This is a genomic window from Streptomyces sp. GESEQ-4, assembly GCF_017948455.1.
Lineage (GTDB): Bacteria > Actinomycetota > Actinomycetes > Streptomycetales > Streptomycetaceae > Streptomyces.
On record NZ_JAFFSU010000012.1, the window covers coordinates 94,414 to 113,078 of the forward strand.

Genomic DNA, 18,665 nt, shown 5'->3' on the forward strand with positions numbered 1-18,665 from the left:
CCATTCGAGGTGTCGGGTGCGCCCGTTCCGACACTGTTGACGAGTTCTCAGATAAATACAGGTGCTGGTTCACAATCCCCCATGCAGGGAGACCGACCCCACATGACTACAGCCGCGTCACCGTGGGCGCTGCCCCTGCCCCTCCCCCTGCCGGCGCTGCGCCGGGCCGCTCCCGTTCTGCCCGTCGTGGCGCTGATCGCGCTGATCGGGTTGCCGCCCATGTCGTACGGGGTCACTCCGGCCGACGCCGCCTCCGGGCTGGTGGTGCTCTGGGCGGCCGTACACACCGCGCGTCAGGCCCGGCGTCCGCTGACGCGCACGGCCGCCGTGGTCCTCGGGCTTCCGGTGATCGGCTTCGCGGTCGCCGCGACGGTCACGCCCAGCGCGGGTGAGGGACTCATGGGGCTGGCCCGCAGCGTCCAGGTGTTCGTGCTCGTCCCGGTCGCGGTGCTGCTGTTGGTGCGCGACCGCCGTGATCTGCGGCTGGTGGCCTGGGCGGTGATCGGTCTCGCGGTGTGGCAGGGCTCGGTCGGGGTGCGCCAGTATCTGACCGGTACGGGGGCCTCGTACGACGGGGAATTCGTGCGGGCGGTGGGCACGTTCGGGCCGACCGAAGTGATGGGGATGGCGACGGTGGTCGCGTCCGGGATCGTGGCCGCCACGGGTCTGGCGCTCGAGGCTCGGGCGCGGCGGCAGCGGGTCTTGGCCACGGTGTGCGCGTTGGCGCTGCTCGTTCCTCTCCTCCTGTCCTTCAGCCGGGGTGCCTGGATCGCCACGGCCGTGGCCTGCGGGGCACAGTTGCTGCTGGCCGGGGTGCGGCGGGCGGTGAAGGTGTTCGCGGCGGCGGTCGCCGCGGGGGTGGTGCTGGTCGGCGGGTTCGGCGTGGGTACGTCGATGCTGCAGGAGCGGCTGGACAGCATCACGCAGGTCGCCGCCGCTCCGGACCAGTCGGTCCTGGACCGGTACGCGCTGTGGTCGGCCGCGCTGGGCATGTGGAGGGACCAGCCGGTGACCGGTGTCGGGTTGAAGGCCTTCCCCGAATACCGGGACGGCCACGCGCCGCTCGCTCTGGAGTCGGCGGCCGACACGGACGGCGCCGGCCACGACTTCTACCGCCAGCCCTTCTTCTCGCCGCACAACATGTACCTGACGGTCCTGAGCGAGCAGGGCCTGGTGGGTGTGGTGACGGTGGCGGGCAGCTGGCTGGCCCTGCTGGTGTGCGGGCTGCGCCGGCTGCTGCGTACCCGTGCGGGACGGCATGACCGGGACTGCGCGCTCATCTGCTGCGGCCTGCTCCTGTGGCAGCTCGTGGACTTCACCTACGCCGACATCGGCGGAGGCTCCGCCACCCTGGTGGCCCTGGACTTCGGGCTCGCGGCCTGGTGGGCGCTGGGCGGCGGCGCGGCACCGGCCACGACCGCGGCGTCGGAAAAGGGCCCGCGATGAGGCCCACGCCGGCCGGTTCCGTTCCGGCCGGCCTTCCCGATGGCGAGCAGGACCACGCCCCGGCGCGAGGCCGGGCCACCGCACGTGCCGCGGACACCGCGCCCGCGTCGGCTCCCTCGGGGCGCTTCCTCGCGAAGGCGACCCTGCTCACCACCGTGCTGTCCATGCTCGGTTCGCTGCTCGGGCTGGCCAGGGACCAGTCGCTGGCGCACTTCTTCGGAGCGAGCGGCGAGACCGACGCGCTGTTGGTGGCCTGGACCCTGCCGGAGCTGGCGGGGTCGTTGCTGATCGAGGACGGGATGGTGATCGTGCTGGTCCCGGCGTTCAGCGTGGCGCTGGCCCAGCGGGCGCGGGGCGTCACCTCGCCCGATCCGGTGCGGGCGCTGATCGCCGCGTCGTTGCCGCGGCTGGGCCTCGCCTTCGCCGGTATGGCGGCGCTGTTCATCGTCGCGGCGCCGCTGCTGGTCTCCGTCCTCGCGCCGGGTCTGCCCGATCCGTCCCTCGCCGTGGACTGCACCCGGCTGACGGCGACGTGCGTGCTGACCTTCGGGCTGGCCGGGTACTGCAGCGCGGCGCTGCGGGCGCACCGCTCGTACCTCGCACCGGCGACGATCTCCCTCGCGTCCAACTCCGCGATCATCGTCACGATGTTCGCCCTCGGCGGGCGCTGGGGCGTACGGTCCGCCGCGTTCGGCGTCGCGCTCGGTGGGTGCCTCATGGTCACCGTCCAGGGGATCGCCCTGTGGCGCAGGATCTCCGACGGGCCCCGGCAGCCCTCGTCCGCGGAGGCCGAGGAGGACGGCCGGCCGCTCACGCTCGCCCTCGTCGGCGCGGTCCTCGTCTTCGCGCTGTGCCGCCACTCGCAGGTCCTCGTCGAGCGCTATTTCGGGTCCGAGCTGCCCAGCGGTTCCATCTCCCACCTCAACTACGCCCAGAAGGTCGGGCAGTACCCGATGCTGCTGGCGCTGACGCTGGCGATCGTGACGTATCCCGTGGTGGCGCAGGCCATCGCCCAGGGGGATCTGCGGCGGGCCCGGGATCGTATCGAGCAGGACCTGGTCCTGGTGGCCTCCATCGCGTTGATGGGCGCCGCCGCGATCGTGGCCTGTGCGCCGCAGATCGTCCAGGTCCTCTTCGAGCGCGGCGCGTTCACCGCCGAGGACACCGCGGCGACCGCCGGCATCCTGCGCGTGTACACGCTCGGGCTGCTCGGCCAGGCAGTGGTGGGGACGCTGCTGCGGTCGTACTTCTCGGCGGGGCGCGCCACTTGGTACCCGGCGGGGGCGATGGCCGTGGGCCTGGTCGCCACCGCCGGTATCGACGCATGGAGCGCGAGCCACTGGGACGCGCGCGGCATCGCCCTCGGCAACGCGGCCGGTATCACTCTCACCGGGCTGATCCTGTTGCACGGGCTGGGCTCGCACAGCGTGCCCGTGCGCGTTCGCGGACTCGTCGTGGAACTGGCCAAGGCTGCTGTCGCCGCCGCGTGCGCAGCCGGAGCGGGGTTCTTCTGTGCGGGGGCATTCGCCTCGCCCCCGGCCGCGGTCGTCGCGGGGGGCGTGAGTGTGACCGTCGTCTTCCTGCTGCTGGCGTGGGTCCTCGACGCGGCGGATGCCCGGCACCTGACGCGTGTCGCCGCACTCGCCGTCCGACGCTTCCTCACCCGAAAGGCACGCCATGGTCGTTGACGGCTCCGCATCCCGCGACGCGATCGCGCCGCCGGCACGAGGACGCGTCCGGCGCGGCCCCAGCGCCTGGGTGGCCATGTACCACTCCGTCTCCGACTGCCCGGAGGACCCGCACCACATCACCGTCTCGCCCGACCGCCTCGACCGCCAGCTCGCCTGGCTGTGCGGGCGCGGTCTGCGCGGGGTGAGCATGCGCGAGCTGCTCACGGCGCGGGCCCGGGGGGAGGAACGCGGCCTGGTCGGGCTCACCTTCGACGACGGGTACGCCGACTTCCTCACCACCGCGCTGCCCGTGCTGCGCCGCCGGGGGTGCAGTGCCACCGTGTTCCTGGTCGCCGGGCGGCTCGGCGGCGGGAACGACTGGGAGTCGTACGGACCGCGCAAGCCGCTCCTCGACGCGGACGACGTTCGCCGGGTCGCAGCCGAGGGCATGGAGATCGCCTCGCACGGCCTCACCCACACCGACCTCATCGCCCTCCCGGACGACCTGCTGCACGCCGAGCTCCACGACAGCCGCGCCCTCCTCGCCCGGATCACCGGCGGCGACGTCGAGGGCTTCTGCTACCCCTACGGCACGGTCGACGCGCGCGTGAGAGCCGCCGTGCGCGGCGCGGGATACCGGTACGCCTGCGCCATCGCCCCCGGCCGGGAAGCCGCCGGCGATCTCGCGCTGCCCCGCATCAACATCAGGCAGGCCGACACGGCGGTGCATCTGGAACTGAAACGACGGCTGGCCCGTGTCTGGGGCCGCGCATTGGAGACGAGCGCATGAGAGTCCTGCACATCATCACCGCCCTCCGGGCCGGCGGCGCCGAGCAGCAGTTGCGCCAGCTCCTGCGCCATCTGCCGCCGGAGGTGGAGTGCGACGTGGTCACGCTGACCCGGCCCGGCCTGGTGGCCGACGGGCTGCGGGCCGACGGGATCCGCGTCCTGCACCTCGGTATGGGCGGCAACCGCGATCTGCGCGCCCTGCCCCGTCTCGTCAGGCTGATCCGGGCCGGCGGCTACGACATCGTCCACACCCATCTGTACCGGGCCTGCCTGTACGGGCGGATCGCCGCGCGCCTCGCGGGGGTGCGGGCGGTGGTGGCCAGCGAACACAGCCTGTCCGGCACGGAGTTGGAGGGCCGACGGCTGACCGCCGGGGTGCGCGCGCTGTATCTGCTCGGCGAGCGCCTCGGCCGCGTCACGATCGCCGTGTCGCCGACGGGCGCCGAGGACCTGCGGGCGTGGGGGGTGCCCGCATCGCGCATCCGGGTCATCCCGGTCGGCTTCGACCCGGCGCTGTTCCGGTTCGACGACGTGCGCCGCAAGAAGGCCCGGACGCACTACGGGCTGCCGGAGGACGCGTACGTCGTCGGCGGTGTCGGCCGGCTGATTCCCGGCAAGCACTTCGAGGTGCTCGTGGGGGCGCTGCCGCAACTGCCCTCCGACGTACGGCTGCTGCTGGTCGGTGACGGTCCCGAGAGGGCGGCGCTGCGGCACACCGCCCGTGCACTGGGGGTCGCGGACCGGGTGGTGATGACGGGTGAGCGGCCGTACGTCCCGGACGTCGGGGACGACGCGCCCGGTATGCCCGACCTGCTGTCCGCGATGGACGTGCTGGCCGCCCCGTCGACCTCCGAGACGTACGGCATGGCCGTGATGGAGGCACTCGCGACCGGCCTCCCGGTGCTGTACACGTCCGCCCCGGCCGTCTCGGACCTGCACCCCGACGCGGTACCGACCGCCCGGCAGGTCCCGTGCCGGGTCGAGGAGTACGCGCGGGAGGTGCTGCGGCTGTACGCGGCGCGTCCCGGTGAGCGAACCGTCCCGGATGTCGTCCAGCGCAACAGCATCCAGAACATCGCCCGGCAGACGGTGGATCTGTACTCGGCAGTCCTGTCCGACGCACCCCTGGAAGTGAGGCCCCGATGACGACCGACACCTCCCCCCAGCCCGCACGACGTGCCCTGAGAGCCCGCGCGCGCGCCACGCGGCTGCCGGCGCGATGGCTGCTGCCGGCCGGCGTACTGCTCGGCGCCGCGGCCGGCGGTCTGTACGGCACCGCGCAGACCCCGCAGTACACGGCCACCAGCTATGTCATGGCCGTACCGGTCAAGCAGAACTACGTCGACTCGCAGGCGGCGCTGGGCTTCGCGCAGGCGTACGGCCGCGTCGCCACGCAGCTCGCGGTGCTCGGGTACGCGCAGATGTGGGCCGACGTTCCGGTCGGGACGCTGCGCAGGAGCGTACGGGCCCAGACCTCGCCCGACGCGCCGATGGTCTCGATCTCGGCGACCTCCACGCGCCCCACGCGGGCCGCCGACATGGCCAACGCCGTGACCCGCTCGCTGACCGAGCATGCCGGCCACGCCGCCGGCACCACCGGCATCAAGCTGGTCAGCTTCTCCCGCGCCTTGAAGCCCGCCCAGCCGTCGTCCGCGTCCCCCGCCCTGACCACGCTCGTGGGCGCCGGCGCGGGAGGTCTGCTGGGCGGCCTGGCGCTGCTGGTCCGGCCGCGGCGGAGCACGGACCAGGACGAGTCGGCGCACGCGTCGGTGCCGGCTCCGGCCCACGCCGGTGATGCGCAGGAGCAGGTCGGATGAGCGCGTCCGGCGGCCCGCTGTCGGTGGAGATCTGCACCGACGAACGCGTGTTCGCCGGGCTGGCCGAGGAGTGGGCGCGCCTGCACAGGGCGTCTGAGGCGGCGACGCCGTTCCAGAGCCACGCCTGGGTGCACTCGTGGTGGCTGTCGTACGGCAGGCCGGGCCGGCTCCGGCTCGTGCTGGTGCGCAGGCGCGGCACATTGGTGGCCGCCGCGCCGCTGATGCGCGTGCACCACCCGTTGCCCGCGCTGGTGCCGATCGGCGGCGCCATCACCGACTTCTGCGATGTGCTCCTCGACGAGCGCGCGGTCGTACAGGCCACACTCGCGCTGGCGGACGCCCTGCACGACGAGGCCCGTACCGCGCTGATCGACTTCGGCGAGGTGCGGCCGGGTGCCGCGGTGGAGCGGATCTACGGCATCTGGGGCGGCCCGCGCCGGCGGCTGCGCGACTCCGAGTGCCTGGAACTGCCCGCCGCTCCCATGAACGATCTGCTCGCGCGGCTGCCGAAGACCCGCTCCCAGCGGATCCGCAACAAGCTGAACAAGCTCACCAGGCTCGGCGTCGAGTCACGTGTCGTGGGCCCCGAGGAGACGGCGGCGTCGCTGCGGCGCATGCTGGAGCTGCATCAACTGCAGTGGCAGAACAGGGGCGTGACGCCGGAGCATCTGCGGCCGCGCTTTCTCGACCATCTCGTCCGGTCGGCCGTGCCCATGGCCCGCTCCGGTGAGGCGCTGGTGCGGGAGTACCGGCTGGAGGACGAGGTCGTGGCCGTCGATCTGACGCTGCTGTCCCGCCAGTTGGCGGGCGTCTATCTGTACGGCGTCCATCCGACGCTGCGGGAGCGCAAGGCGGACGTGGCGACAATGGTGGTGCGCGCGTCGGCCGAGTACCTCGCGTCCCGCGAGCACCGGGTGCTGAGCCTGCTGCGCGGCAATGAGCCGTACAAGTACCGCTGGCACCCCGAGTCCGTCGTCAACCAGCGTCTCCTGCTGGCCCGTCGCCGCACCGCACCGCTGCTGGCGGCGGCCGCCGGCGAGGCCGCCGCGCGCGGCCGGGCCAAGGCGATCGTGCGCAGTCGGGTGTGGTCCCGGAGCGGCGCCGACAACGAGAACCACCGTGGCGCCGACGGAACATGACGGAGCGTCGGATTCCTGACAACAGCTGAACATTTCTTGGCGGGCCGTCCGGGCGTGGGCCGGGCGGCCTTTTGGATGACAATATGCGTCGGCGTCGCGCCAGGCCACCTGGACAGACTTCATTTCCGTGTATATATGAATTCGCCGCCCGCCCCGAAATTTCCTGACCAAGTTAGCGGCGGTCAGTTCAATGCCGGTCATCCCAGCAGAGATCAGGAAATGGAGCATCCCCCACGATGTCCGCTGACACCCCACGCCCACGGCTCTCGTTCATCGGCACCGGATATCTCGGCGCGACCTACGCCGCCTGTTTCGCCGACCTCGGATACGACGTGATCGGCTACGACAACGACATCGCGAAGGCCGCGCGGCTCGCCTCCGGCGTCCTGCCGTTCCATGAACCGGGACTGGATACGCTGCTACGCCGGAATCTCGGGGCCGGCCGCCTCTCCTTCACCGCCGACATCGACGAGACAGCCCACTTCGCGGACATCCATTTCATCTGCGTCGGCACCCCCCAAAGACCCGACGGCCTCGGAGCCGACCTCGGTCACGTCGAGACCGCGGTGACCGCACTCGCCCGCCGTCTGCGCCGGGACGCGCTCATCGTCGGCAAGTCGACGGTCCCCGTGGGCACCGCCGAGCACGTCGAGCGGCTGGCCCGGGAACACGCCCCCGAAGGCATCGCGGTCGACGTGTCCTGGAGCCCGGAGTTCCTTCAGGAGGGACGTGCCGTCGAGGACGTACTGCGTCCCAGCCGGATCGTGTTCGGCGTACGCGACGAGAGCGCGCTGGCGCGGCTGCACGCCGCCCATGAGGGCCTCTACCGGCTCGCCGAGCACGAAGGGCGCGAACTACCGCTGCTCGTCACGGACTTCGCCACCGCCGAGCTGGTGAAGGTCGCGGCCAACTCCTTCCTCGCCACCAAGATCTCGTTCATCAACGCCATGGCCGAGGTGTGCGACACAGCGGGCGCCGACATCACCGAACTCGCCGAGGCCCTGGGCCACGACCCGCGGATCGGCCCGGCCTTCCTGCGGGCGGGGGTCGGGTTCGGCGGCGGCTGTCTGGGCAAGGACATCCGGGCCTTCCAGCACCGGGCGGGCGAACTCGGGGCCGTGAGCGCACCGCGCCTGCTGCACGAGGTCGACATGATCAACCAGCGCAGCCGGGCCAGGACCGTCGAGCTCGCCGCCACCATGCTCGCCGGCACCTCCGCGGACCCGCACCCCGATCTGACCGGCCACACCGTCGCCGTACTCGGCGCCACCTTCAAACCGGACTCCGACGACGTCCGCGACTCACCCGCCCTCGCCGTCGCCTCGGCGCTCCGCGCGGCCGGGGCGCGGGTGCGTGTCTACGACCCCATGGGCACGGACAACGCCAGGCGCGCGGAACCCCTGCTCGACTACGCGGACGACCTCGAGGCCGCCGGGGCCGGGGCCGACCTGGTCTGTGTCCTCACGGAGTGGGCCGAGTTCCGGGACGCGGACCCCGCCGTCCTGGGCAAGGTCGTCTCCGTCCCCCGGGTGCTGGACGGGCGGAACTGCCTCGACGCCGCCGCCTGGCGGCAGGCCGGCTGGACGTATCGGGCCATCGGCCGCGGCATCGGACACCGCCGCCGCACCGGCACCGTCCACGCGCCCGCCGGCGAGCCCCGTCTGGAGTCCGCCCACCACGAGGAGATGGCCCATGTCTGACGAGCGCGACGGCCTCACCCTCGTCACCGGAGGCGCCGGCTTCATCGGCGGCCATCTGATCCGGAAGCTCCTGACCAAGGCGCCCGGCACCCGGATCGTCTCCGTCGACAACTACTTCACCGGCAGCCGCGACAACCACGTCCAGGACGACCGCGTCCGGTACCTGGAAGGCTGCACCACCGACATCGCCAAGATCTGGGCCGCACACGGCCTCGGCCGCATCGCCACGGTCCACCACCTCGGCGAGTACTCCCGCATCCCCCAGTCCTTCGACGAGCCCGACCGGGTCTGGGAGTTCAACCTGCTCGGCACCAAGGAAGTGGTGTCGCTGTGCCAGGAGCACGAGGCCCGCCTGGTCTACGCGGGCTCCAGCTCCAAGTTCGGCAACGGCGGCCGCGACGAGCACCTCAACCCGTACGCCTGGACCAAGGCGAAGAACGTCGAGTACCTGCGCAACTACGGCGACTGGTTCGGGCTCGACTACGTCATCACGTACTTCTACAACGTCTACGGCCCGGGCCAGATCTCGACCGGCACCTACGCCACGGTCATCGGCATCTTCGAGGAGCAGTACCGCCTCGGGCGCCCCCTCACCGTGGTCGAACCCGGCACGCAGAGCAGGGACTTCACGCACGTCGACGACATCGTCGAGGGCATTCTCCTCTGCGCGGCCAAGGGGTCCGGCGACGGATATCTGCTGGGCCGGGGCGAGGAGCACCAAGTGATCGACGTGGCCCGGATGTTCGGAGCGCCGATCGAGTTCGTACCCGCCCGCCGTGGCGAACGGACCCGGGGCCGGGCCGACAACTCCCGGGCACGGGCGCTGGGTTGGGAACCCAGGATCGCCCTGCGCGACTACATCGCGGAGTTCCGCGCGGGCACGGGCGCGAGCGCTCACGCGAGCGTGGACCGACTCGCCCCTGTGTGACGCGAGTCCACTCGAATCTCACCCTTTCCTGTCTCTGGAGGAGTAGTGCCTTGGAAGGAGTAGCCCCCGTGCTGAACGAGGTGGAGAGCTCGGCGGCGACGCCGCCGCCCCCACTCATCGGCACACCCCGTCCGCGCTGCGCCGGCTCCCGCGCCAAGCGCATGCTCGACATCGTGCTCTCCGCGGTCCTGCTGATCGCCTTTCTGCCACTCATGCTGGTCATCGGCCTCGCTGTGGCCCTGAGCAGTTCCGGACCCGTCGTGTTCCGGCAGACCCGGGTCGGTCTCGGTGAACGGCCGTTCACGATGCTGAAGTTCCGCACCATGCACCACAACGCGTCCGTGGGTCTGGTGGACCTGCTGCAGGCCGACGGCCACCAGCTGTCCCTGCGCACCAAGCCCCGGCACGACCCCCGGATCACGTCGGTCGGCCGCTTCCTGCGCAAGGGCTCGCTGGACGAACTCCCCCAGTTGGTCAACGTGCTGCGGGGCGACATGTCGCTGGTGGGACCGCGCCCCTGCGAACACGTCGAGCACACGACGCTGAGCCCGCAGGACCGGGTCAAGCGGGTGTCCGTCAAACCGGGGATGACGGGACTGTGGCAGGTCTCGGGCCGCTCGACCGTCACGGCCGAGAAGGCGATCCAGCTCGACCTGCAGTACATCGACGACTGGCGCCTGCGGCTGGACCTGCTGATCCTCCTGCGCACGCTGCCCGCCGTCCTCAGGACGCGCCATGCGTGGTGACCGGGGCGCGACGCCGCGGAGGGACGGGCGGCCGACGGTCCTGCACGTCGCCGAGGCATGGCAGGGCGGTGTGCAGGCGATCGTCTACGACTATGTACGGGCCGTTCCGGAGGCACGGCACCTGCTGCTGAAAGGTGACAGGGAGGGCTACCAGGTCGCCGACGAGGAGACGGCCTTCGCCGGGGTCTGGCGGATGCCGCCCGGCCACCTGGCGCGGGTCCGCGAGGTGGGGCGGCTGTACCGGGAGCTGCGGCCCGACGTGGTCCACGCCCACTCCTCGATGGCCGGAGGCTATGTGCGCCTCGCCGCCTCCGTGCCGACGCGGCGCATCGTCTACACCCCGCACGGCTTCGCGATGGAGCGCAGCGACCTCTCCTGGTACGCGTCGGCGGCGGTGTGGACGGCCGAGCGCGTGCTGTCCCGGCGCACGGGCATCGCGGCGGGTTCCAGCCCTCGGGAGACCGAACTCGCCCGGCTGCTGCGCAAGCGGCAACGCACCGTCTACGTGCCCAACGTGGTGCGCCCTCGGTCGGGCCCGGGCACCAGCGACGCCGGCCTGCCCTCGCCGACCGTCGCCGCGGTCGGAAGACTGTGCACACAGAAGGACCCCGCGTTCTTCGCCGACGCGGCGGCCGAGGGCAGACGACTGATGCCGTCGAGCAACTGGTACTGGCTCGGCGGCGGCGAACCCGCCCACCGGGAGCGCCTTGAACGGGCCGGCGTCACGGTCACCGGCTGGCTGGACCACCACGACCTGCAACGACTGCTCGCCCAGGCCGACGTGTACGCCCACACCGCACTGTGGGAGGGAGCGCCGATGACGCTTCTGGAAGCGGTCGGACTGGGGCGGCCCGTGGTGGCACGGCGCATCCCGGCACTGGAGTCCCTGGGCCTGCCCGGCCTGGTCGACACACCGGCAGAACTGGCCGCCGCGGCCGTCGCCCTGCTGAAGGACGGTCCCAGCAAGGGTGCCGAGGAGCGGATGGCCAAGCTGTTCGTCGAGCACAGTCCGGAGCGGCAGCGGACGATGTTGCGGCACGTGTACGGCCATTGACGGATTCCCCGGTCCGGCGCCCCCGTCACGCATCCGGCGGGGGCGTCGGCCATGTGACGACGGGCGAGCCCTGCCTCGGGTCGATCCGGGAGGCCAGCCACACGCGGACCAGGGCGGCCGAATAGGGGTTGTCGGGGCATTGCCACATACCGTGCGGGCATTTGTCGAAGAACGTGGCGTACAGCGGTTTGTGCTGGTCCATCCACGCGAGCATCCGCAGCGTGTACGTCGCGTTGTCACCGTTGCGGTACAGACCCCACTCGGGATACGAGATCTCCTTCCCGTGCGCCTTCGCGAAATCCACCTGGTGCTGCAGGCCGTAGGGCTCCGAGATCTCCTCGTCGAACGACATCCCCTCCGGCTGGTCGTAGGAGTCCATGCCGATGATGTCCACGAAACTGTCGCCGGGATAGCAAGCGGTCCATGGAATGTCGTCCATTCCCCGGCTCGGGGTGAAGTCGAATCTGAACTTCTGCTCCGGCACCGAACGCATCACTCTCACGATCCGCCGCCAGTACGCCTTCCAGCTCACCGGATCAGGACCGCAGCGATGGGTGTACGTGATGCCGTTCATCTCCCAGCCCAGCACGAGAATCGTGTCCGGCACCCCCAGTTCGACCAGCCGGGTCGCCAGGACCTTGAAGTGCTTGTCGAACTCACCGGCCGCGCCGCGCCGCAGAAGCTCTCTGACCTCGGCGTCGGAGAGCCCCTCCTCGTTGCGCTCCTGCATCGGCACATTGAGTGCGAAGAGCCGGTCGTCCTTGGCCCGGCGCCACTCGGCCCACTTGTCCAGGAATCCATGGGCGCCCTCGATATTGCTCCACAAGTCCCCCGGCAGATACGTGCGCGCGACACGCAGCTCGTAGCCGTTCAACCACTTGCTGAGGCCGTTCATCAGCGCCACCGCGGTGGCGCCGTCGTAGTGGACGTATGCGCCGTACGCGGGAGCGCTGGAGGCCTTCCCCGGCGGCGCGTGCTGGGTCTCCACAGGTGGTGGCGAGGTCGACAACGCGACCGATGCGACCGCCGCGGCCGTTCCGGCCGCGATGACCATCAGCCACCGGCCGACGGCCCGGGGGCGCTCAAGGGCCATGCTCACTCCTCATTTCCACCGCCCCTTATCACCTGACATTCAGTCATATGCGGGTAATGTACTGCGGATTCATAAGAGGTGCGCCCCACCACGCGCTAGCCCGCGAGAGTGAGGAATAGCCAGGGAATTCGCGGCACGCGTGCAAAGCACGCCCTCGCTGGATCCACTGTTCGACGACGAATCGTCGGCCACGAAAGGGAGCGAATCCATGAGCGGGAAGTGTCTGGTCACCGGTGGAGCGGGCTATGTCGGTGGTGTCGTCGCACAGCATCTACTGGAGGCCGGGCACGAGGTCACCGTCCTGGACAATCTCTCGACCGGTTTCCGCGAAGGCATCCCGAGTGGCGTCACCTTCATCGAAGGCGACATCAAGGACGCCGCCAAGTGGCTCGACGCGTCGTACGACGCGGTGCTGCACTTCGCCGCGTGCGCGCTGGTCGGCGAGTCGGTCGTACTGCCCGAGAAGTACTGGGCCAACAACGTCGCCGGCAGCATGGCGCTGCTGGAGGCGATGCGCTCGGCCGGCGTGCGCAAGCTCGTCTTCTCATCGACTGCGGCCACCTACGGCGAACCCGAGCAGGTCCCGATCGTGGAGACCGCGCCGACCAGGCCGACCAACCCCTACGGCGCCTCGAAGCTCGCCGTCGACCACATGATCACCGGCGAGGCGGCGGCGCACGGCCTGGCCGCGGTCTCCCTGCGCTACTTCAACGTGGCCGGCGCGTACGGCGCCCAGGGCGAGCGGCACGACCCCGAGTCGCACATCATCCCGCTGGCGCTCCAGGTCGCCCTGGGCAAGCGGGACGCCGTCTCCATCCACGGCGACGACTACCCGACGCCGGACGGCACCTGCGTCCGCGACTACATCCATGTCGCGGATCTGGCCGAGGCGCATCTGCTGGCCGTCGAGGCCGCGCGGCCCGGTGAACACCTGATCTGCAACCTCGGCAACGGCAACGGATTCTCGGTGCGCGAGGTCATCGAGACCGTCCGGCAGGTCACCGGGCACCCGGTCCCCGAGGTCGTCACGGCTCGGCGCGGTGGCGATCCGGCGGTGCTGGTGGCTTCCGCCGGGGCTGCCCGGGACAGGCTCGGGTGGAGTCCGTCCCGGGCGGATCTTGCGGAGATCGTCGCGGATGCGTGGAAGTTCGCGCAGAACACGACGCGCTGAGCGTGGTTGCGTAGTTTGCTTGCTGCCGGGCGGTGGGGGCTGGTCGCGCCCACGCGGCGGTAGCCGCAAATCGACACAGCCCCGCGCCCCTTACGGGGCGCTGTACTACCGGTGAGTCCCTGCCCTGCCTCGTCGGTACAGGACCGTTCCGGCTGCCAGGAGTGCTCCGCCAGCCGCCGTCGCCGCGATGATGCCCTCAGCGCCGGTCTCGGGCATCTGTGGATGGTGGGGCTTTACCGGCGGTGTCTTCGACGGGGTGGGCGTCGGCTTGTGGGAGGGCGGTGGCGTGACCGTCTTGGTCGGGGTGGGGGTTGGCGTAGGTGTGGGTGTGGGGGTCGGCTCGGGGTGGTGGCTGTGGCACTCGCAGGTCGGCTTCTCGCTCGGCTCCTCGCGGCCGTAGCCGGGGGGCTCTTCCGGGCCGTAACCGGGCGGCTCCTCGCTGCCGTATCCGGACGGGACCTCGCTGCCGTACCCGGACGGCTGCCCGGACGTGTCCTCGGTGTCGGTGTCGGTGTCGTAGCCGAAGGTGCCGTTTTCGAACCACGGCTGCGGGACCCGCAGTTGGTCCAGCCGCTCGTCCAGGTTGTTCAGCTTGTCGTCCAGGCCGTTCAGGCCGTTCAGGCCGTCCGGTCCGTCCGTGTTGGCGGACAGTGCGGCCGGGGACTGGGCCGCGGGCCCGAGCTTGCCGGGGGTCGCGAAGGCCCAGGTGCCGTACAGGGACAGGGCGCTTGTCGTGGCGGCGACGGCCACGATCAATCCCTTGCTGAGGGTCTGTCGCACTCTCGTTGTCTTCCTCTCAGGGGCGAAGCCGGTCGTCGACCTGCCAACTGTGAACGAGATGTGGAGACCCAAAGAAACCGATATATGCAACTTGCCGGGTAATTCACCCGGTTGCCCGTCCGTGCCCGGTGGGCTCACCCGCCGTACAGCGCCTCGATCTCGTCCGCGTACGCCGCCGTCACCGCATGCCGCTTGACCTTCAGGGACGGGGTGAGCATGCCGTTGTCCTCTGTGAACTCGCCCTCGACCAGGGCGAAGGCGCGGATCGACTCGGCGCGGGAGACGGCCTCGTTGGCGTAGTCCACGGCCTTCTGGACCTGCGCGCGCATCCGCGGGTCCTGGACGACCTCGGACAGCGGGGTGTCGGCGGGCAGTTTGCGGACCGCCAGCCAGTGGGCGACCGCGTCGGGGTCGAGGGTGATCAGGGCGGCGACGAAGGGGCGGTTGTCGCCGACGACGAGGCACTGGCCGACGGGCGGGCGGCTGCGCAGCCGGTCCTCCAGGACGGCCGGGGAGACGTTCTTGCCGCCGGAGGTGACGATGATGTCCTTCTTGCGGCCGGTGATGGTGAGATAGCCGTCCTCGTCGAGGGCGCCCAGGTCGCCGGTGGCGAACCAGTCGTCGGTGAGTACGGCGTCGGTGGCGGCCGGGTTGTTCCAGTACGAGCCGAAGACGATGCCGCCCTTGATGAGCACCTCGCCGTCGTCGGCGATACGGACGGCCGTGCCGGGGACCGGGAGGCCGACCGTGCCGGGGCGGGGTTTCAGGGGCGGGACGATGGTGGCGGCTGCGGTGGTCTCGGTCAGGCCGTAGCCCTCGTAGACGATGATTCCGGCGGCGTAGAAGAACAGGTTGAGGTTGCGGTCGAGCGGGGAGCCGCCGCTGATGGCGTACCGCATCCGGCCGCCGAGTTCCTTGCGCACCCGGCGGTAGACCAGCAGGTCGTACAGGGCCCAGGCGGCGTAGAGGGCGGGGCCCGGGCCCTTGCCGGTGCCGAGGAACTTGTTCAGGTACGCCTCGCCGAAGCGGACGCCGATGCGGTCGGCGCGGTCGAAGGAGGCGCCGCGGCCGATCTTCTCGGCGGTGGCGCGGCCGGTGTCGTGGATCTTCTCGAAGAGATACGGGACGCCGACGAGGAAGGTGGGCCGGAACTCCTTGAGCGCGGGGCGGAGTTCGTCGGGCTTGATGCTCGGGCAGTGGCCGATCTCGATACGGGCCATCAGGCAGGCGATCTGGAGCGTGCGGCCGAGGATGTGGGCGAGGGGGAGGAAGAGGAGGGTGGAGGCTGTTTGGCGGGTGACCTCTTTGAAGAGGGGGTGGAGCAGCTCGACCGTGTTGGCGGCCTCGGCATGGAGGTTTGCGTGCGTGAGGACGCAGCCCTTCGGTTTTCCGGTGGTGCCGGAGGTGTAGCAGACCGTGGCGACCGTGTCGGGGGTCAGGGCCGTACGGCGCTTGGTGACCTCCTCGTCGGGGATGTCCCGGCCGAGGGTGGTGAGTTGGGTGAGTGCGTCTGCGTCGAGCTGCCAGATGCGCGGGGGTTCGGGGTGGCGGGCCATGCCCGTCGTCACCGTCTCGGCGTTCTCCGCCGTCTCCGTGACGACGAAACGGGTGCCCGAGTCTCGGACGATCCACTCGACCTGCTCGGCGGAGGACGTGGCGTAGACCGGGACGGTCTGGCCGCCGGCCGCCCAGATCGCGAAGTCCAGGACCGTCCACTCGTAGCGGGTGCGGGACATCAGGGCGACCCGGCCGCCCGGTTCGAGGCCGGCGGCGATCAATCCCTTGGCGACGGCGGTGACTTCGGCGGCGAAGGCGGCGGCCGTGACGGGCTGCCAGGTGCCGTGGCGTTCGCGGCGCAGGACCACCGCGTCGGGAGCCTCCGCGGCGTTGGTGAAGGGCAGGTCGGCCGTGCTGCCGGTGGTGACGCGCGGCGCGAGCGGCGCCGTACGGGCCTCGCGCACCGCGCCCGACTCGTCCCTGACCAGCTCGACCTCGGTGCGCGCGGCCAGGTCGGTGCGCCGCTTCGCCCGCTTCAGATCCTTGCGTACGCCCATATCGGCTCCCGGTGCCCGTCGGACTTACCGGGGAGTCAACTTACTCGCGCGTAACGGAAGGTCAATGGGTCGGGGCGTAGTGATGGTGTGTGCGTCTGTACGTTGCTGTACGACCCCCCCCCACCGGAAGGAAATCCCCGTGCACTCCCGACGTCTCCGGTCCGCCCTGGTGGCCGTCTGCGCCGCCGCGGCCCTGTCCCTCTCCGGCGCCGCATCGGCCGCCGCACAGCCCTCGGCACCGCCGCGGGCGGCCTCCGTCGTCCCCGGACTCGTCCCGCTGACCGACCTGTTCGCCGAGCGGCTGCTGCTCGCCGACAAGGTGGCGGCCGCCAAGTACGGCACCGACAAGCCGATCGACGACCCGGTGCGCGAGCAGCAGATCCTGGACGACGTCGCCGCCCGGGCGACCGGGCTCGGGCTGGACCCGGCGGCCGTGCGGGCCGTGTTCCGGGACCAGATCGAGGCGAACAAGCTGGTGCAGCGCGGGCTGTACGTGCGCTGGGACGCGCATCCCGAGGAGCGGCCCACCGAGCGCCCCGACCTGGTCACGGAGGTGCGTCCGCAACTGGACCGCATCACCACCGAGTTGCTGACCGCGCTGAAGGACACGCAGCGGCTGCGGACGTCGCCGTCGTGTGAGCCGAGGCTCTACCTCGCGAGCACCTGGTCGGCGTACCGCCATGAGCTGGACGTCCTGCATCTGAAGGGGCTTCAGCGGGCCGTGCCCTCGGTGTGCGGGGGCGGGCCTCAGTCCTGACCGGTGAGGTCGCTCGCCCGGTCGATGGTGTCGGCGAGGCGGCGGACCTCCTCGTCCTCGGTGCTGTCCGCCAACTCGGCGGAGTAGTCGGCCAGTCCGGCGAGGGTCGGGGCGCCCGGGAGGGAGTCGTCGCCGTCGAGGGCGTCGGCGAAGTAGGCGGCCGTCGCGGTGACCTGGAAGCGCGGCGCGGCTTCGCTCAGGGAGTCCTCGAGGGAGCCGGTCTCCAGTTGGCCGGACTCCTCGTGCGGGTCGCGGGATTCGGGGTCGAGCCAGCGGACGCTCGCGGTGGCGAGGTGGCCCTCGGCGCCGGGCTTGACGCGGACGGCGTAGAGGGCGGTGACGGTGTGGCCGGGGCCGACCTCGCCGCCGTCGACGCTGTCGTCCCGGAAGTCCTCGTCGGCGACCTCGCGGTTGTCGTAGCCGACCAGGCGGTACTCGGCGACCGTCTCGGGGTCGAAGGCGACCTGGGCCTTGGCGTCGCGGGCGGTGAGGTCGATGTTCTGCGGGAGCTGTTCCACGAACACCTTGCGGGCCTCCTCGTCGTCCGAGACGTAGACCGTGTGGCCGTCGCCGTTGTCGGCGAGCTGTTCCATCAGGGCGTCGCCGTAGTCGCTGCCCACGCCGACGCCGAAGAGGGTGATGCCGTGCTCGCGGCGTTCGCTCGCGATGCGTTCGAGGATGGTCTCCGCGTCGGTGTCGCCGGTGTTGGCCAGGGCGTCGGAGACGAGGACGACGCGGTTGGTGGCGCCTTCGCGCAGGCCTTCCTCCGCGGTCTCGTAGCCGGTGTCGACGCCCGCGCCGAGGTTGGTCGAGTCGGTGGGCTCCAGGCTGTCGATGGCGTCGTGGACCTCGTCGCGGTTGTCGTCGAGGCGGGTCATCGGCAGCACCTCCTCGGCCTCGTCGCTGAAGGTGACGATCGCGACCGAGTCGTCGTCGCGCAGCTGGTCCGTCATCACGCCGAGGGAGTCCTTGGCGAGGTCGAGACGGCCGGGCTCGGCCATGGAGCCGGAGATGTCGATGACGAAGGTGAGGGCGGCGGGCGGCCGTTCGCCCTCGTCCTCGGCGGGCCGGGTGGCGAGGCCGACCCGGACCAGGGACCAGTCGTCCGCGGCGGTGCGGGCGCCGTCGACGGTCACGGAGAAGCCGTCGCCGTCGGGGCGGTCGTAGTCCTGGCGGAAGCTGTTGACGAATTCCTCCGGGCGGACCGTCGACGGGTCGGGCAGCCGGCCCTCGGCGAGGGTGCGGCGGGCGTAGCCGTAGGAGGCGGTGTCGACGTCCAGGGCGAAGGTGGAGAGGTGGTCGGGGGCCGGGGCGAACTCCCGGGATTCGTCGGTTCCCTGGCTTCCCTCGGGCTCGGGTATCGCGGGTGCCGGGAAGCCGGTTTCCCGTGCCGAGTCCGAGGCCTTGCCGCTGTCCGAGTCCTCACCCCCACCGCAGGCCGTGAGCAGCAGGCCGCTCGCCGCGGTGAGCGTGAGCAGCAGCCGTCGTATGCCGTACCGCTTCAACATCCGTGCCCCCTTT

The 18,665-nt window shown here is 71.2% G+C and carries 16 protein-coding genes; 12 read left to right on the plus strand and 4 right to left on the minus strand.

The features are described from left to right. The first annotated feature begins 102 nt into the window (after window positions 1-102). The 10 genes from KCH48_RS23410 (at window position 103) to KCH48_RS23455 (ending at window position 11,289) form a co-directional block, all read left to right on the plus strand. Window positions 103-1,446 (plus strand): O-antigen ligase, encoded by a 1,344-nt coding sequence (locus KCH48_RS23410; RefSeq protein WP_210576656.1) that lies wholly within the window; start codon window positions 103-105, stop codon window positions 1,444-1,446. After that, window positions 1,443-3,134 (plus strand): murein biosynthesis integral membrane protein MurJ, encoded by a 1,692-nt coding sequence (gene murJ / locus KCH48_RS23415; RefSeq protein ID WP_210576657.1) that lies wholly within the window; start codon window positions 1,443-1,445, stop codon window positions 3,132-3,134. Before KCH48_RS23410 ends, murJ begins: the two co-directional genes overlap by 4 nt. After that, window positions 3,124-3,906 (plus strand): polysaccharide deacetylase family protein, encoded by a 783-nt coding sequence (locus KCH48_RS23420; protein ID WP_210576658.1) that lies wholly within the window; start codon window positions 3,124-3,126, stop codon window positions 3,904-3,906. The genes murJ and KCH48_RS23420 overlap by 11 nt, the downstream gene beginning before the upstream one ends. Continuing rightward, entirely contained in the window at window positions 3,903-5,051 is a 1,149-nt protein-coding gene (locus tag KCH48_RS23425) for a glycosyltransferase (RefSeq protein WP_210576659.1), read from the plus strand. Before KCH48_RS23420 ends, KCH48_RS23425 begins: the two co-directional genes overlap by 4 nt. Then, the gene (locus KCH48_RS23430) at window positions 5,048-5,722 is read left to right on the plus strand and encodes a lipopolysaccharide biosynthesis protein (RefSeq protein ID WP_210576660.1); all 675 of its coding nucleotides are present in this window, start codon (window positions 5,048-5,050) and stop codon (window positions 5,720-5,722) included. Before KCH48_RS23425 ends, KCH48_RS23430 begins: the two co-directional genes overlap by 4 nt. Further along, window positions 5,719-6,861 (plus strand): GNAT family N-acetyltransferase, encoded by a 1,143-nt coding sequence (locus KCH48_RS23435; RefSeq protein ID WP_210576661.1) that lies wholly within the window; start codon window positions 5,719-5,721, stop codon window positions 6,859-6,861. Before KCH48_RS23430 ends, KCH48_RS23435 begins: the two co-directional genes overlap by 4 nt. A gap of 236 nt (window positions 6,862-7,097) precedes the next feature. Beyond that, complete coding sequence (locus tag KCH48_RS23440; RefSeq protein ID WP_210576662.1) at window positions 7,098-8,561, plus strand: UDP-glucose/GDP-mannose dehydrogenase family protein; 1,464 nt, start codon at window positions 7,098-7,100, stop codon at window positions 8,559-8,561. Beyond that, on the plus strand, window positions 8,554-9,489 hold the full coding sequence (locus KCH48_RS23445) for an NAD-dependent epimerase/dehydratase family protein (RefSeq protein WP_210576663.1): 936 nt from the start codon (window positions 8,554-8,556) through the stop codon (window positions 9,487-9,489). Before KCH48_RS23440 ends, KCH48_RS23445 begins: the two co-directional genes overlap by 8 nt. Before the next feature lie 68 nt (window positions 9,490-9,557). Then, window positions 9,558-10,235, plus strand: a complete 678-nt coding sequence (locus KCH48_RS23450; RefSeq protein WP_307840921.1) for a sugar transferase — start codon at window positions 9,558-9,560, stop codon at window positions 10,233-10,235. Continuing rightward, entirely contained in the window at window positions 10,225-11,289 is a 1,065-nt protein-coding gene (locus KCH48_RS23455; protein ID WP_210576664.1) for a glycosyltransferase family 4 protein, read from the plus strand. The genes KCH48_RS23450 and KCH48_RS23455 overlap by 11 nt, the downstream gene beginning before the upstream one ends. A gap of 25 nt (window positions 11,290-11,314) precedes the next feature. Here KCH48_RS23455 and KCH48_RS23460 read toward each other — a convergent pair whose 3' ends face one another. After that, window positions 11,315-12,382, minus strand: coding sequence for a glycoside hydrolase family 26 protein (locus KCH48_RS23460; RefSeq protein WP_210576665.1), 1,068 nt, complete (start codon window positions 12,380-12,382; stop codon window positions 11,315-11,317). A 208-nt stretch (window positions 12,383-12,590) separates the two neighbouring features. Between KCH48_RS23460 and galE the strand changes: the two genes are divergently transcribed. Continuing rightward, window positions 12,591-13,553 (plus strand): UDP-glucose 4-epimerase GalE, encoded by a 963-nt coding sequence (galE, locus tag KCH48_RS23465; RefSeq protein ID WP_210576666.1) that lies wholly within the window; start codon window positions 12,591-12,593, stop codon window positions 13,551-13,553. A 105-nt stretch (window positions 13,554-13,658) separates the two neighbouring features. On the opposite strand, the gene KCH48_RS23470 is transcribed toward galE, so the two are convergent. Both KCH48_RS23470 and KCH48_RS23475 read right to left on the minus strand, forming a co-directional pair. After that, window positions 13,659-14,333 carry an LPXTG cell wall anchor domain-containing protein gene (locus KCH48_RS23470; RefSeq protein ID WP_210576667.1) on the minus strand — a complete coding sequence of 225 codons (675 nt, stop codon included), beginning with the start codon at window positions 14,331-14,333 and terminating at the stop codon, window positions 13,659-13,661. Between the two features lie 134 nt (window positions 14,334-14,467). Beyond that, on the minus strand, window positions 14,468-16,387 hold the full coding sequence (locus tag KCH48_RS23475; protein WP_210576668.1) for a long-chain fatty acid--CoA ligase: 1,920 nt from the start codon (window positions 16,385-16,387) through the stop codon (window positions 14,468-14,470). 139 nt (window positions 16,388-16,526) lie between these two features. On the opposite strand from KCH48_RS23475, the gene KCH48_RS23480 reads away from it, so the two are divergent. Further along, entirely contained in the window at window positions 16,527-17,144 is a 618-nt protein-coding gene (locus tag KCH48_RS23480; RefSeq protein WP_307840922.1) for a chorismate mutase, read from the plus strand. On the opposite strand, the gene KCH48_RS23485 is transcribed toward KCH48_RS23480, so the two are convergent. Next, a complete protein-coding gene (locus KCH48_RS23485; protein WP_210576669.1) occupies window positions 17,135-18,652 on the minus strand; it encodes a VWA domain-containing protein in 1,518 nt (505 codons plus the stop codon). The genes KCH48_RS23480 and KCH48_RS23485 overlap by 10 nt on opposite strands. Window positions 18,653-18,665 lie beyond the last annotated feature (13 nt).

What these genes read in the sequence shown, in the direction of transcription:
- KCH48_RS23410 (WP_210576656.1), top strand. Translation starts at nt 103, where the DNA reads ATGACTACAGCCGCGTCACCGTGGGCGCTGCCCCTGCCCCTCCCCCTG.
- murJ (WP_210576657.1), top strand. Translation starts at nt 1,443, where the DNA reads ATGAGGCCCACGCCGGCCGGTTCCGTTCCGGCCGGCCTTCCCGATGGC.
- KCH48_RS23420 (WP_210576658.1), top strand. Translation starts at nt 3,124, where the DNA reads ATGGTCGTTGACGGCTCCGCATCCCGCGACGCGATCGCGCCGCCGGCA.
- KCH48_RS23425 (WP_210576659.1), top strand. Translation starts at nt 3,903, where the DNA reads ATGAGAGTCCTGCACATCATCACCGCCCTCCGGGCCGGCGGCGCCGAG.
- KCH48_RS23430 (WP_210576660.1), top strand. Translation starts at nt 5,048, where the DNA reads ATGACGACCGACACCTCCCCCCAGCCCGCACGACGTGCCCTGAGAGCC.
- KCH48_RS23435 (WP_210576661.1), top strand. Translation starts at nt 5,719, where the DNA reads ATGAGCGCGTCCGGCGGCCCGCTGTCGGTGGAGATCTGCACCGACGAA.
- KCH48_RS23440 (WP_210576662.1), top strand. Translation starts at nt 7,098, where the DNA reads ATGTCCGCTGACACCCCACGCCCACGGCTCTCGTTCATCGGCACCGGA.
- KCH48_RS23445 (WP_210576663.1), top strand. Translation starts at nt 8,554, where the DNA reads ATGTCTGACGAGCGCGACGGCCTCACCCTCGTCACCGGAGGCGCCGGC.
- KCH48_RS23455 (WP_210576664.1), top strand. Translation starts at nt 10,225, where the DNA reads ATGCGTGGTGACCGGGGCGCGACGCCGCGGAGGGACGGGCGGCCGACG.
- KCH48_RS23460 (WP_210576665.1), bottom strand. Translation starts at nt 12,382, where the DNA reads ATGGCCCTTGAGCGCCCCCGGGCCGTCGGCCGGTGGCTGATGGTCATC.
- galE (WP_210576666.1), top strand. Translation starts at nt 12,591, where the DNA reads ATGAGCGGGAAGTGTCTGGTCACCGGTGGAGCGGGCTATGTCGGTGGT.
- KCH48_RS23475 (WP_210576668.1), bottom strand. Translation starts at nt 16,387, where the DNA reads ATGGGCGTACGCAAGGATCTGAAGCGGGCGAAGCGGCGCACCGACCTG.
- KCH48_RS23485 (WP_210576669.1), bottom strand. Translation starts at nt 18,652, where the DNA reads ATGTTGAAGCGGTACGGCATACGACGGCTGCTGCTCACGCTCACCGCG.